General features: G+C 38.0%; 17 protein-coding genes. 2 read left to right on the forward strand and 15 right to left on the reverse strand.

All coding sequences use genetic code 11. From position 1 onward, the window contains the following. Positions 1-11 precede the first annotated feature (11 nt). The 5 genes from pyrR to AB3I34_RS03270 all read right to left on the reverse strand — a co-directional run bounded on the left by pyrR (position 12) and on the right by AB3I34_RS03270 (position 4,743). Entirely contained in the window at positions 12-548 is a 537-nt protein-coding gene (pyrR, locus tag AB3I34_RS03250) for a bifunctional pyr operon transcriptional regulator/uracil phosphoribosyltransferase PyrR (protein ID WP_002357409.1), read from the reverse strand. A gap of 341 nt (positions 549-889) precedes the next feature. Continuing rightward, a complete protein-coding gene (locus tag AB3I34_RS03255; RefSeq protein ID WP_002357408.1) occupies positions 890-1,795 on the reverse strand; it encodes an RluA family pseudouridine synthase in 906 nt (301 codons plus the stop codon). After that, the gene (lspA, locus tag AB3I34_RS03260) at positions 1,782-2,258 is read right to left on the reverse strand and encodes a signal peptidase II (protein WP_002360174.1); all 477 of its coding nucleotides are present in this window, start codon (positions 2,256-2,258) and stop codon (positions 1,782-1,784) included. Before lspA ends, AB3I34_RS03255 begins: the two co-directional genes overlap by 14 nt. A 5-nt stretch (positions 2,259-2,263) precedes the next feature. After that, positions 2,264-2,968, reverse strand: a complete 705-nt coding sequence (locus AB3I34_RS03265) for a CBS domain-containing protein (RefSeq protein ID WP_002357406.1) — start codon at positions 2,966-2,968, stop codon at positions 2,264-2,266. Between the two features lie 104 nt (positions 2,969-3,072). Next, positions 3,073-4,743: a formate--tetrahydrofolate ligase gene (locus AB3I34_RS03270; protein ID WP_085444231.1), complete on the reverse strand. Its 1,671-nt coding sequence runs from the start codon at positions 4,741-4,743 to the stop codon at positions 3,073-3,075. Between the two features lie 178 nt (positions 4,744-4,921). Between AB3I34_RS03270 and AB3I34_RS03275 the strand changes: the two genes are divergently transcribed. After that, positions 4,922-5,128, forward strand: coding sequence for a cold-shock protein (locus AB3I34_RS03275; RefSeq protein WP_002357404.1), 207 nt, complete (start codon positions 4,922-4,924; stop codon positions 5,126-5,128). A 104-nt stretch (positions 5,129-5,232) separates the two neighbouring features. On the opposite strand, the gene AB3I34_RS03280 is transcribed toward AB3I34_RS03275, so the two are convergent. Further along, positions 5,233-5,694, reverse strand: a complete 462-nt coding sequence (locus tag AB3I34_RS03280; protein ID WP_010712512.1) for an EbsA family protein — start codon at positions 5,692-5,694, stop codon at positions 5,233-5,235. A gap of 100 nt (positions 5,695-5,794) precedes the next feature. On the opposite strand from AB3I34_RS03280, the gene AB3I34_RS03285 reads away from it, so the two are divergent. Next, the gene (locus tag AB3I34_RS03285) at positions 5,795-6,202 is read left to right on the forward strand and encodes a ribonuclease HI family protein (RefSeq protein ID WP_002357402.1); all 408 of its coding nucleotides are present in this window, start codon (positions 5,795-5,797) and stop codon (positions 6,200-6,202) included. A 129-nt stretch (positions 6,203-6,331) separates the two neighbouring features. Here the strand turns inward: AB3I34_RS03285 and ybaK are convergent, their stop codons facing one another. The 9 genes from ybaK to AB3I34_RS03330 form a co-directional block, all read right to left on the reverse strand. Next, on the reverse strand, positions 6,332-6,847 hold the full coding sequence (gene ybaK, locus AB3I34_RS03290) for a Cys-tRNA(Pro) deacylase (RefSeq protein WP_002382387.1): 516 nt from the start codon (positions 6,845-6,847) through the stop codon (positions 6,332-6,334). Continuing rightward, positions 6,844-7,605, reverse strand: coding sequence for a type I 3-dehydroquinate dehydratase (gene aroD, locus AB3I34_RS03295; protein WP_002357400.1), 762 nt, complete (start codon positions 7,603-7,605; stop codon positions 6,844-6,846). Before aroD ends, ybaK begins: the two co-directional genes overlap by 4 nt. A gap of 155 nt (positions 7,606-7,760) precedes the next feature. Then, positions 7,761-9,545, reverse strand: coding sequence for an ABC transporter ATP-binding protein (locus AB3I34_RS03300; protein WP_085444230.1), 1,785 nt, complete (start codon positions 9,543-9,545; stop codon positions 7,761-7,763). Then, positions 9,545-11,296 (reverse strand): ABC transporter ATP-binding protein, encoded by a 1,752-nt coding sequence (locus AB3I34_RS03305; RefSeq protein WP_010712515.1) that lies wholly within the window; start codon positions 11,294-11,296, stop codon positions 9,545-9,547. The genes AB3I34_RS03300 and AB3I34_RS03305 overlap by 1 nt, the downstream gene beginning before the upstream one ends. A 199-nt stretch (positions 11,297-11,495) precedes the next feature. Next, complete coding sequence (locus AB3I34_RS03310; protein WP_002357397.1) at positions 11,496-11,714, reverse strand: YneF family protein; 219 nt, start codon at positions 11,712-11,714, stop codon at positions 11,496-11,498. A gap of 193 nt (positions 11,715-11,907) precedes the next feature. Further along, the gene (locus AB3I34_RS03315) at positions 11,908-12,801 is read right to left on the reverse strand and encodes a deoxyribonuclease IV (protein WP_002357396.1); all 894 of its coding nucleotides are present in this window, start codon (positions 12,799-12,801) and stop codon (positions 11,908-11,910) included. A gap of 10 nt (positions 12,802-12,811) precedes the next feature. Beyond that, positions 12,812-13,279: a DUF1801 domain-containing protein gene (locus AB3I34_RS03320; RefSeq protein ID WP_010712516.1), complete on the reverse strand. Its 468-nt coding sequence runs from the start codon at positions 13,277-13,279 to the stop codon at positions 12,812-12,814. After that, positions 13,279-13,941, reverse strand: a complete 663-nt coding sequence (locus tag AB3I34_RS03325) for a YdeI/OmpD-associated family protein (protein WP_010712517.1) — start codon at positions 13,939-13,941, stop codon at positions 13,279-13,281. The genes AB3I34_RS03320 and AB3I34_RS03325 overlap by 1 nt, the downstream gene beginning before the upstream one ends. Next, positions 13,938-14,117, reverse strand: a complete 180-nt coding sequence (locus tag AB3I34_RS03330) for a hypothetical protein (protein WP_002365741.1) — start codon at positions 14,115-14,117, stop codon at positions 13,938-13,940. Before AB3I34_RS03330 ends, AB3I34_RS03325 begins: the two co-directional genes overlap by 4 nt.

A 14,117-nucleotide genomic window follows, 5' to 3' on the forward strand; every position in this document is an offset into this window, starting at 1 on the left:
TTCACTCCTTTTTATTCGTTTCCTTTACTGATCATAATACGATCTGCGCCGTCACGCTCTTCCATTTCCACAATAATTTCCTCAGTTTTTGATGTTGGAATATTTTTTCCTACATAATCGGCACGAATCGGTAGTTCCCGATGCCCACGATCTACTAAGACTGCTAAAGAGATTTTTCTTGGACGACCTAAATCCATAACTGCGTCCATTGCAGCACGAATGGTCCGGCCCGTGTACAAGACATCATCCACTAAAATAACTTCTTTACCTTCAATTGAGACTGGTACGTCAGAAGAATGTAATTCAGGTTCCTCCATATCTTTCACATCATCACGATACAAAGTAATATCTAATTCACCAACTGGCACGTCAATATCTTCTAATTGTTTTAAGCGTTCGGCTAGACGTTGTGCAATGTATATCCCACGCGTTTTAATTCCTACTAAAACAATGTCTTGAATTCCTTTGTTTCTTTCAATAATTTCATACGAGATTCGAGTAAGCGCTCGTTTCATTGTGACTGCGTCAACAACTTCTTTCTTTGGCATAATAATTTCCTCCTCATTTCTTTTTTATCTACGTCCTCGCTGTCTTGGGGTCAGCGATTCTTCCTTCAATTGAGCAGCTGAAAAATAAGTGGGTTTTTATTGAAATTGTCCTGTTATTTTTTCCAACAAAAAATCCTCCTACCCGTATGAGGATAGGAGGATGTTGGTTACAGTTTAAAAAGGTACAAGGGTACCATGTAGCCCACACAACTTACTAACTAAGCGCACCTAGTGTTCTTTTGCATGATTCCTTCTTAGCCTCACGGGACTAAACTTAAAGGTTACAGTTATTTAGTTATTTTTCTTCTTAAAAAAGAGTTTACCTCTTCTTTAGAAAAAAATCAATGATTATTTCTTAATTGGTGTAAAGTTTTTTCAAAAACTTCTGGTAAAGGTGCTTCAAAAACTAATTGTTCACCTGTAGTAGGATGTGTAAAGCCTAATAACTTCGCATGTAAAAATTGCCCATTGCCAGGCAATGTTTTTTTCGGTCCATATAACGGATCTCCAGCTAATGGATAACCGATATATTTCATGTGAACACGGATTTGATGTGTCCGGCCTGTTTCTAGTTGTAATTCAACTAAGGTAAATGCATCAAAACGCTCTAAAACAGTAAAGTGCGTGACTGCTTCTTTACCGCCTTCAATGACCGCTTGCATTTTGCGGTCAACCTTGGAACGACCAATAGGCGCATTTATCTCTCCCTTATCGTGAGGAATAACGCCGTGGACCAAGGCGACGTATTTGCGTAACGATGTTTTTTCTTTTAGCTGTTTCGCTAATGATTCATGGGCTTGATCATTTTTAGCCACCATCAATAGTCCCGAAGTATCTTTATCAATTCGATGAACAATTCCCGGTCGCACCACATCATTAATCGCCGATAAGTGATCCGCATGATGAAGTAACGCGTTCACTAATGTACCCTTGGGATGCCCTGCCGAAGGATGAACGACCATGCCTTGAGGTTTGTTGACGACAATCACATCATTGTCTTCATAAACAATGGTCAAAGGAATATCCTCTGCTACCATATCTAGCACTTCTGGTTCAGGAATTGTTACCACAATTTCATCGCCTGCTGTAACTTTGTAATTTGCGCGGACCGTTTCACCGTTAACTGTTACGTGTTTTTCTTTTAACCATTGTTGAATTTGCGAGCGGGAATGATTGGGTAAATGTTCACTTAATACTTTGTCAATCCGGCCTTTTTCTGTTTGAATCGTTACGTTAATTTGTTCCATTTTTGCCTTCCTTTGCTGCTTTTTCATCTAAAATCAAATAAATAAATATACAAATAACGCCGACCACTAACGTACTATCTGCAACATTAAAAATAGGAAAATTCATAAAATCCGTTTGGAGCATGTCCACCACGTAGCCTAACCGTACACGATCAATAAAATTCCCAATGGCACCTGCTAAGACAAAAGACAAACCTACAGAATACCAGATACTTTTTTTATAATTCTTAATTAATAAATAAATAATCACGACACTAACAATTACTGTGATGACATAAAAGAATATCATCTTTCCTTCTAATAAGCTCCAAGCAGCTCCGGTATTTCTTAAATGGGTCAGCGACAAAAATCCAGGAATGAATTCTTTTGTTTCACCCAAAGAAATGTTTTGGACCGTCAAATATTTGCTCCATTGGTCAAGCCCTACTAATAAGGCACTGATTAAAAAATATACTACTAACAATCGCGTCATTCCTTTTCTCTATGAATACTTGCTAAATCTCTTGGTCGAACAATGCCTACTAACTCACCATTAGGATGGCCACTTTTACTAATAAGCACAGCTTCTAAGCGTGGCTGCTCCCGAAACATTTGTTCAACTTCAAAAACGGTTGCTTCAATTGAAACAAATTGATAGTTGCTGCGTTTATAATTTGATGCCAACAATTCTCGCACCGTTCGGTTGGCAATGTGAACTTCGCCTTTGGTGCTCTCAATGGCAAACCATACACCAATCCCTCGAACCGTGACTAATCCTTTAAATACACCTTTTTCATAAATCGGAAATTGAGAATATTGTTTTTTTGCAATAATCGTTAATAACGTTTCTAAAGAAGTGGTGATTTCAAAAGCTGTAACACGTTTCGCAAATTTAGGCACTACTTTTTCTGGTTTTGTTAAAGCTTGTTCAATCGTTTCAATTCGTTGAACTGCCCATTCGTTTGGCTCTGCAATTACAAAATCATCAGCAATTCGCTCATGAACGATGGCATTTCTTAACTGAGCCATTTGAAGCAAATCCTCTTCAAATTGAGCAATCTGTCCTTTTTCTTTTCGGGAAAGACGTCTTGTCATTTCACTGAATCCCATATTGACAGGATTGTTCAGTCTCTCTCTCATCCACTTTTCAATGCGATTAAAGTGTGCTAAAAATGTATCTGCTCGTTCCCCCATAGTCGTTGCTCCTTATAATAAACTACGCAATAAATTTCCGTCATTATTTTTTATTGAGCTACTTTCAAGTATATACTAAAAATAGGTCTCAGGAAAGAGCGGCTTTAAAAGAGACCGCTCGCTTGACCCGTTTCGTCTACATCCATATTTAACGCAGCAGGAACTTTCGGCAAGCCAGGCATCGTTAAAATGTCACCCGTTAACGCCACGATAAACCCTGCACCGATTTTTGGAACTAGTTCACGAATTGTAATCGTAAATCCTTCTGGCCGTCCTAATTTTTGAGGATCGTCAGAAAGTGAATACTGTGTCTTCGCCATGCAGATTGGTAATTGATCCCAACCATTTTTTGTAAAGTCTGCAATTTGCTTTTGCGCTTTCGGAGAAAAAATCGCCTGTTCCCCGCCGTAAATCGTTTGTACAATGGCTTGAATTTTTTCTTCAATTGTTTGGCGAGGGTTATACAAAGGTTGAAACTGCTTTGTATTGGCTTCAATCTCTGCTACCACTGTTTTCGCTAGATTCGTGCCACCTGCGCCACCTTGCGCCCAAACACTTGTTAACTCGACGGGCACGCCTAACGCTTGGCAAGCTTCTTTCAACAGTTGAATTTCCTTCTCTGTATCCTGTGTAAACTCATTAATTGCAACAACTACTGGTACATCATAACGTTGCATGTTTTGAATATGTTTTTCTAAGTTGGCAAAGCCTTTTTGTAACGCTGGTAAATTTTCTTCTGCTAACTGATCTTTCGCCAAACCGCCATGCATTTTCAACGCGCGAATCGTTGCCACAATCACAACGGCATCGGGTGCTTTTCCTAAAGAAGGTACTTTAATATCTAAAAATTTTTCGCCACCTAAGTCGCCACCAAAACCTGCTTCTGTTACGACATAATCCCCTAGATGCAAAGCTGTTTTTGTCGCTAAAATACTGTTACATCCATGAGCGATATTGGCAAAAGGACCACCGTGAACAAAAGCTGAAGTTCCTTCAATCGTTTGAACTAAATTAGGTTTTAAGGCGTCTTTTAATAATAAAGTCAGCGCACCTGCCACGTTTAAATCTTTAACCGTCACCGGCTCTCTTTGGTCATTATAGGCGACAATAATCCGACTTAAGCGTTCTTTTAAGTCCGTTAAATTTTGCGCTAAACAAAGAATCGCCATAATTTCGCTCGCCACAGTAATATCGAAACCGTCTTCTCTTGGTACACCTTGGAAAGGACCGCCTAAACCAACAACGACCTGTCTGAGCGCACGATCATTTAGATCCACTGCCCGTTTCCAAATCACCCGTCGAGAATCAATCTTTAATTCATTTCCTTGCTGTAAATGATTATCTAGTAACGCAGCTAAGGCATTATTGGCTGTCGTAATCGCATGCATATCACCAGTAAAATGCAAATTGATTTCTTCCATTGGTAATACTTGTGCGTAACCGCCACCTGTTGCGCCACCTTTAATCCCCATCACAGGACCTAATGATGGTTCTCTTAGGGCAATAACTGTTTTTTTATTGATTTGATTTAATGCATCTCCTAAGCCAATGGTCACGGTTGATTTTCCTTCTCCTGCTGGTGTTGGATTAATCGATGTAACGAGGATTAATTTACCTTCTGGCTTCGCTTCTAAGGATTGAAGCGTTGGGAAATCTATTTTCGCTTTGTATTTTCCATAAAGTTCGAGCGAATCTTCTGAAAGACCGATTGTTTCGGCAATCTCTTGAATAGGTTTTAATGTTGCTGCTTGTGCAATGTTAATATCTGTCTTCATAACGGACCCCTTTTCAATTCTTTATCGTCTTTGTGACACATTGTTTCTTTTAAATTATAGCTTGTATTGAATAGAATGGCTAGAATAACCTTTTTTAAACAACCCAACCATTGACGTTTGGTAGCCTTTTCTCGTATAATGAAAGTGTCTTTACAAATCTAAAAGGAGCGTGAATTGGATGCAAAAAGGAATTGTCAAATGGTTCGATAACAGAAAAGGTTATGGTTTTATCGTTTACAACGAAGAAGATGAGATTTTTGTCCACTTCACTGCTATAGAAGGTGACGGATTCAAATCACTTGATGAGAATCAATCTGTAGAATTCGAGATAATGGAAGGCAATCGTGGGCTACAAGCAGCACATGTCAAAAAAATAGATAACTAAAAAAGCTGAACCAACAGCGCTTAGCTCCAAAAAGTAAGTAAACGTAGCGTTTGTTTCAGCTGATTATTTTAAGATTTTGAGAGTGGGTCACCAGTCGTTTCGACTTATGACTCACTCTTGTTTTTTTCTTCTTTTTTATGAAGGCCCAAAGAATGATCTTCTGCTACCTTCAATTCAGGCTTTTTTATCTTAAGTGCCTCAAGAAATAACGGAATCGTTTTCTTTTTCATTAAAAAGACTTTTGAGCCTTCCTTAAATTCTGAGGAAAAAATTTCGATGCTTTTTTCATTGTAGGTTACTTTTTCTATCTGAGAAAGCGGAAGTGCTTTTTTGCGAAACCATAAAACATCTCTGACAATTAAAGATGTTTCTGTCAGGTTAAAAGACCGCGCAATTCCTAGATACGCAAACACAAAAAATGGAACCATCACCAGATTACTAATCAAGTAAGGACCATTATTTTCCAATGCTAAAATTAAACTAATAAATAATATACAAAATGTGCAAGACCAGTAAATAATTGTTGATGCTAATTCTGGCTGCCAATAGAATTTCTGTTTTTTCATAAAGTGCCCTCACTACTTCTGGATCAACGCCGCTAAATTTAAATATGTTATAATAGTAACATACTTTTTTTAAGAACAAAAAGAAATTAGGAGTAATTTTATGTTAAGAATTTATGTAGATGCTGCAACAAAAGGCAATCCAGGTGAATCTGGCGGCGGTATCGTTTACCTCACCGACCAATCGCGGCAACAATTGCATGTGCCTTTAGGCATTGTTAGTAATCACGAAGCCGAATTTAAAGTGCTGATTGAAGCTTTAAAACAAGCGATTGCCAATGAAGACAATCAACAAACCGTTCTTCTCCACTCAGATAGTAAAATTGTTGTCCAAACAATTGAAAAAAACTATGCTAAAAATGAAAAGTACCAGCCTTATTTAGCAGAATATCAACAACTAGAAAAGAATTTTCCTTTGCTCTTAATCAAATGGCTACCTGAAAGTCAAAACAAAGCGGCCGATATGCTTGCACGGCAAGCATTACAAAAATTTTATCCCAATAAAAAGTAGCACTGTTTACTTAATGCTTTTCCTTTATTAATTTGATAATTAAACACGTGGAGCAAAAATTCCAAGTGATTTTTGCTCCACGTTTAAAAACAGATAAACGGTTCTGTCTCGACTTCTTCTTATAGCCACTTATTCTTTTGTCGTTATTTCCGCAAATTGCCCATTGGTTAGCGAAAGGATTGCTTCAGGCGCTAATTCAATTTGCATGCCACGTTTGCCTGCAGAAACAATAATTGCAGAATATTGTTGAGCTTCTTCAGCCAAATAGGTGGGAAATTGTTTTTTCATCCCAATTGGTGAACAGCCCCCACGAATATAGCCTGTGGTTGCTTCTAAATCTTTTAAGTGAAGCATTTCTACCTTTTTGTTGCCACTAGCTTTCGCTAATTTTTTCAAATCTAATTCTTGATTACCAGGAATGACAGCCACGACTGGACCTGTTTTATTACCTACTGTAACCAAGGTTTTAAAAATTCGTCCTTTTTCAATACCTAAACTTTCAGCGACACTTTCTGCACTTAAATGATCTTCACTCCAAGCGAATTCATATTCTTTATATGGTACTTTATGTTGTTCCACCATGCGCATCGCATTCGTTTTTTGTTGTGTTTTTTTCTTTGCCACTTTTTTCACCTTCTGAATCACTTGTTTTGTTCGAATGTCTTTAAATAATTTCTTAATACTTGTACGGATAGTTGGCCTGGTGCAGACGCTTGCTGGGCGGAGCCAAAAGTTAGTGCCGATCCGAACAGTTGACCTGTTACGCGACTAATCATCCCTAACTGTCCCATTGACATAGTAACGATTGGAACGGATGCATAATGGGTGTACATTTCATTGGTTGCTGAAAGTAACGTAAGTACATCTGTCGCATCTTGTGGCATCACAGCTATTTTACAAATATCCGCCTGACGCATTTGCATTTGGCGTAACCGCGCGACAATCTCCTCTTGCGACGGTGTTTTCTGAAAGTCGTGATTACAGAGAACAATTTTAATCCCCGCCTTTTTAGCTTCGTGAATTAACGTATCTGCCGCCAGTGGATTCGCAAATAATTCAATATCCAATAAATCCAACGCACCCTTTTTCACTAATTCATGATATAAAGCAAAATAATTTTCCTCGGAAAAAGCCATTTCGCCGCCTTCTTTTTGTGTACGAAAAGTTAACAATAACGGTTTTTGCCCCAACCGTTCCATTACTTGTTGTGAAAGATTACATACATCGGAAAAATCAGCGACATTTTCATAATAGTCTAAACGCCATTCCACCAAATCACAATCTAGTGTTTGGCTCGCCGTTGCTTCGGCCAAAATATCCTCGGCTGTTGGAGCAACAATGGGCACCACAATTTTGGGATTCCCTTCACCTATTCGCACATTTTTGACTATAACTGGCTTCACAGTTCCACCTAACTTCCTCGTTTGTTTTTCTCTCTTCATATCATACCATTTCTATTCTTTTTTGCAATTTAAAGAGCTACAAAGACACCTAGAATTAGGAATTTCCTAACACTAAATGCCTTTGTTTGGGTTATTTAACTCTTTCTATTGTTACGTTAAACTTCCGTACTTTGTAACTGATACATATCCGCATAAAGGCCACCTTCTGCCAGTAACGTTTCGTGCGTTCCTCGTTCTACAATCTGCCCTTTGTCTAAAACTAAAATCAAGTTTGCGTCACGAATCGTCGAAAGGCGATGCGCAATCGCAATTGTCGTTCTCCCTTGACGCATTTTGGCTAATCCTTCTTGAATCAATCCTTCTGTTTCTGTATCAATATTAGCGGTTGCTTCATCTAAAACTAAAATTTTGGGATCAGTCACAATCGTTCGTGCAAACGAAATTAATTGACGTTGCCCGCTAGAATAACTCGCTCCTCGTTCAATGACTTTCGCATGATAGGTATTGGATAACGTGTGAATAAATTTATCTGCCTGAACAAATTCCGCAGCCTGTTTAATTTGCTCATCTGTAATATTTGGATTCAGTAAACGGATATTTCCAGCAATATCTCCATAAAACATGAAAGCGTCCTGTAATACTAAGCCCATCTTTTCCCGTAATTCTGTCATGGGAAAATCACGAATGTCACGATCATCAATTAAAATCTGCCCTTCATAAAATTCATAGAAACGCATGAGTACATTAATAATTGAACTTTTACCACTTCCTGTATGACCGACTAAAGCGACGGTTTCCCCTGGATTTGTGACAAAGCTAATATTTTTCAATACTTCGTTTTTGCCGTCATAAGAAAAAGTAACATTGCGAAATTCAATTTTCCCGCGGATAATTTCCCCATTCGCACCTACTGATTGTTGCGGCGTTAATTCTTCCGTATCCATAATTTTTAAAATACGGCTACCTGCGACAATCCCATCTGTAAAGATACTTAGGAAGTCCATCATTTGTGTCATCGGATTAAAAAAAGCTTGGACATACGTTACAAAAGCATAAATCATCCCCGCTTCAACAGGTGAATGTAAAGCATCGATGCCAAACATAGTTAAGGCCAATGCAATCGCCAACGTATACAACAAATTAATGATGGGACTTAATAATAACGAATTCATACGAATCATTGCTACTCGTGTTTTTAAATAGTCATCATTGGTTTCTTCAAATTCTTTTTCCAAACGCTTTTCTTGGCGAAATTGTTGAATGATTTGCATACCAGAGATGTATTCATTTAGTTTGGTGTTTAATTGACTTAATTTTTCCCGCATACTGCGATATAATTTTGAACTAAATTTTTGGTAATACCAAATTACAACTAATAAAATTGGCAAGAAAATTAGACAATAAAATGAAATTTCTGGACTGAGTTGAAACATTGCAAAAAATGACGAGATTACGGCAAAAATTCCTGTAATCACCATTAAGAATACATACCAGAATTCAAACAATGTTTCTGTATCGTTGGTAACACGAGACACCGTCGAACCCGCTGGTGTTTGATCAAAATAACGCATACCTAAAGTGTGTAATTTTTCAAATAATTTCACTCGTATATATTGATACGTTTTTAAAGAAGCCATCGAATACAAATACCATTGGAAAAACCAAACAATACTTTTGACAATGACACCAAAAAAATAAATAGCAGCAAAAGTTAGAATTACTTGCATTGTAGCAGTTTTAGGCGTTAAATAATTATCCATAAAAACTTGAATGACTCTAGGCAAAAGAATATTGATAATTGATAAGCCAAACGCAAAGAGAATAGCTGTGTAAAACATGCGCCGAAATGGTTTGGCAAAACGAAACAAACGCTGAACAATCGTTAATTGTTCTTTCAACGGTAATTCTCTGGACCATTCGGATTGATACTTTTCTTCCATTAACTCTCACTCCCTTCAATTTTCGCTTCTAATTGCTGTTTTTCCCACATCCGCTGATACCAACCCTTCTGAGCCAGTAACTCTTGATGCGTCCCCCGTTCAATAATTTTCCCTTCATCCAACACTAAGATTTCTTTTGCATGCATGACACTACTTAAACGATGTGCTGTAATGATAGTGGTTTTTTCTTGGCGAGTTTCTTTTAGATTTGATAAAATCGCCTCTTCAGTCTTCGCATCGACTGCAGATAAGGCATCGTCTAAAATTAACAATTCTGGTTCAACAATCAAGGCTCGTGCAATAGAAATCCGTTGTTTTTGTCCTCCAGAAAGCGAAACGCCACGTTCCCCAACCATTGTGTCATAGCCTTCAGGGAATGCTTTAATTTCTTGGTTAATAAACGCTAATGCTGCCGCTTGTTCAACTGCCGCTTGTTCCAAGTCTGGTTTAGCAAAACGAATGTTATCTCGTACCGTCATGGAAAAGAGAAAATGGTCCTGTGGCACGTAACCCATTGCACCCATCAATGCATCTAATGTGTAATTTTTAATGTTATGTTTTCCAAAGTAAATCGTTCCTTGGTATTGGTCATATTCACGCATCAACAACTTCAAAATAGTGGTTTTACCAGCGCCTGTTTTGCCAACAATCCCCAAAGTTTCTCCTTCTTGCAACGAAAATTGGATGTTTTCCAATGCCACTGCCTCTTCTTTTGGATAAGAAAAAGAATCAATCTTCATTGAAATTGTCCCTTTTGCCATTGTTTTGATGGCATCTTTTCGTTCGATAATATGCGTTTTTTCATGCAATAATTCGTTCACACGATCGTAACTAGCATTCCCACGTTCCAACACATTAAATAAGCGCCCAATCGCAAACATTGGCCAAACTAGCATCCCAATATAGGCAATGAAAGAGACCAACTGACCTAAACTAATCGTTCCTTCCATGATGAAACGACCACCAATAATAATTGTCAAAACATAAGAAACACCAATAATCAGCGTAATAAACGGATCAAACAGTGCATCTAAAAAGTTCGTTCGTTTATTTTTGACGATAGCATCATCAATTTTCTCTGTAAAATCAGCAAGATCTTCTTGTTCTTGCCCAAACGTTTTAATGACTTTAATTCCAGTGATACTTTCTTGTGTTTTATCATTAATCGCTGAAAAAGCGGCTTGTGAATCTCGAAAGGCATCATGCAACTTAGAGCCTAGAACTCGTGAAGTGACGGCTAATAAAGGCAGCGGTAATAAAGCAATTAATGTTAAGCGCCAATCGACAAATAGAACCATTGCGATAATCGTTGTTCCTCCCGTAATCACAGAGTCGGCAAACGTTAAAATCCCAGCTCCAGCCACATTTTGGATGGCATTTAAATCATTGGTTGCGTGCGCCATCAAGTCACCTGTCCGATATTTCTGATAAAAGATGCTATCCATTTTTGTGAAATGATGAAATAATTGAGTCCGTAGCTCTTTTTCCAAACGAGCGGCACTCCCCCAAATATGCATCCGCCAAATATAGCGAAAAAGATATTGGGCAAGCCCAGCACCAACCAAGAGTGCAACCCACACGATAATTTTCGTTAAGCGAATTTCTTTGTTAACGATTTCATCTACAACGACGCCAATAACTTTGGGCGGGACTAATTGAACAAGAGCGACCATCATTAATGAGAAAACCCCAATAATATAACTTTTTTTCTCTTGCTTAAAAAACCAGCCTAATTTTTTGAATATGGACATTCAGTTGTCCCTCCTTTTACTTTGTTGTTCTACGAAGACTACTTTCGAGCTAGAAGGTTTCTTCGTTATTGTGTTGTTTTTGATTAAACGTCTCGCTCTTTTCCTCCTAGATTATCCTATTCTCCCGCAAAACAACAAAAAAACGGACTGAAAATCAGCCCGTTTTTACACTTATTCATGATTACCTGAATAACCTTTACTATTTTCCTTGGTTTTTCATTTGTTGCATCATTTGTCTAACCTTTTTCTCTGACGGTTTTTGACCCATTGATGCCATCATCATGCGTAACATATCCTCATTAACGGGAGGATTTTTTTTGAAATAATCTTGCATATATTTGCGTGCAAGGAAAAAGCCCCCTGCAGCGCCTACTAATAAAGCGATTACTGCGATTAATACTACCCAACCTGTTGCCATTGAAACTCTCTCCTCTCCGTATAGTTTTGCTCTCAATGAATTATTTTACTAGAAATAGCAAAAAAAGAAAAGTTCTTTTTGCGGGATTTCTCTTAAATAATGAAAAAAGTCTGATTTTTTTGCAAAATAGTGATTAAAAGTCAAAAATATACGCTCTTAAATGTCAATAGGAGCTTTAAGAGCGATTGTTGCTTTAGTTTTGTCCTTGAATTTTTTCTAATAATTCTGGATCAAATGTTTGATTTTTTAACATCGCAATTTCAAAGCCGTAAGGGGCCTTTTTATTTTTTTTGTCTTCTCCGACATAAGGTGTTTCTAGAATTTTTGGTAAAGCAGTTAATTTTTCATGGTGAACCACACCGTTTAAAGCTTCAAAACCAATAGTGCCAAAACCAATATTGGCATGACGATCTTTATGTGAGCCCATAGGATTTTTAGAATCATTCACATGAATAACTTTTAAACGATCCAATCCGATAATTTTATCAAATTCAACTAATACGCCATCAAAATCATCTTTTACATTATAACCTGCATCATTAATGTGGCAAGTATCCAGAGTGACAGAAAGTTTATCATTTAGCGTAACTCCGTCAATAATTGCAGCTAGTTCATCAAACGTACGGCCGATTTCGGTTCCTTTACCAGCCATTGTTTCTAAAGCGATTTGAGGGATTTGCTCTTTCCACAAGACTTCATTTAGACCTTTAACAATTTGTTTGATGCCGGCTTCTGGACCTGCGCCAACATGCGCACCTGGGTGTAACGTGATTTGCGTTGCTCCCAACGCTTGTGCTCGCTCAATTTCTTGTCGCAAAAAGTCTACGGCAAAACCGAAATTTTCCGTTTTGATTGTATTGCCTAAATTAATAATATACGGGGCATGAACGACGATATTACTTAAATTGTGTTCCTTCATAAACGCTTGCCCAGCTTCAATATTCATTTCTTCAATCGGTTTCCGGCGCGTGTTTTGTGGCGCACCTGTATAAATCATAAAGGTTGTTGAGCCATAACTAGCCGCTTCCTCGGCAGAGCCTAATAGCATTTTCTTGCCACTCATACTAACGTGTGATCCTAATAACATGTGGTTCCTCCTAATAATTCTTCTTTTTCTTTTGGTAGTGTTGATACTGTTGCAGCCATTCTTCAAGCGTGATTTTTGTTACTAATTCGCCAATTAGTTCATAGGGTATTCGCTTAGGATTAGTGAAGCGAAGACAACTTTTCCCCATGTTTAGCTTTGTTGACACTTGTTCCTGATAGGCTTCTTGAAACCAACTTCGGACGGCTTCATTTCCCATTAATCCCATGTGATATAAAGCTACTTGCCTTTTAGTAGCGCCTAAACTGATAAATGGTAACGGCTCATCACCACGGTTGAGATAGCCTTCTGGAAATACTGAAAGCGGCACAACAAAGGTTGGCATACCATATTGCATCGTTAATTCAAATCCTGCTGGCAAATTTTGCGAAACGACATCTAATACTTGCTGATAAGCAATTCGCCAGTTTGGTTCAACTGTATCGATGTATGCTGTAACTGTTTCAATTGACTGCCCCATTATTTCTTCCTTTGCTGATAAAGAGCTTTGGTTTTATAGCCTTCTTTTAAAATGACTAACATTTCAGTTTGCCGCTTTTTCCGTGTCTCCGCTCGCTTTGCACTAAATACATACCGCGCCCACTCTTTTTGATAACCAGGCGTTAATGCAGCGAATGTCGCTGCAGCAGCTGGTTCTGTTTGTACCAACTCTTCAATTTCTGGTAAATATTGAACATAATCCCCAACAGCAGAACTGGTCTGATTCTTCGCTGGCTTTTTAAGAACATTCTTCATGCCGACAACCGTAAAAGTCTCATCTAAACTAACCATGCGATTAAATTTTAAGGTTGAGCCTTTAATATACCCATCTGCCTCGTTTACTTGTAATGTTGGAAAAATTTCATCTCGGTGGACAAAGGTTGGATACATTTTATTGCCTTTTTTCGGATAAGCCACATATAACAACCCATTTTCTACTAAATGTTGACCTTCAATCACCATTGAAACAATCTCTTGAAATTCCGCCATCGTTTTCACAAATGCAAAAATCAGCTCAACTGGTTCTGAGGGTAATTGCTGCGCGGCTGAAGCAAATTCAGATAGATACTCTGCCTGTGGTCTATTTAAAATAACTGGTTGCTGATACTTCGTTAAGTTTAACTTTTCGACAATTGATTTCATAACCTACTCCTTATAGCGACTGCACTTTTTATTCTAGCATAGCACAAGTTATCTGTAATTGAATATGCCCAATAGTAAAAAAGAGTTTTTTGCAACAGAATTAATCCCAATTTATCTTTTTTAAAAGCGAAAGCTTGGAACCTGTTGTCTAAACGACCTTCGTCCCAAGCTTTCAT

The sequence above is a fragment of the Enterococcus sp. C102(2024) genome (genome assembly GCF_040888205.1).
Lineage (GTDB): Bacteria > Bacillota > Bacilli > Lactobacillales > Enterococcaceae > Enterococcus > Enterococcus faecalis.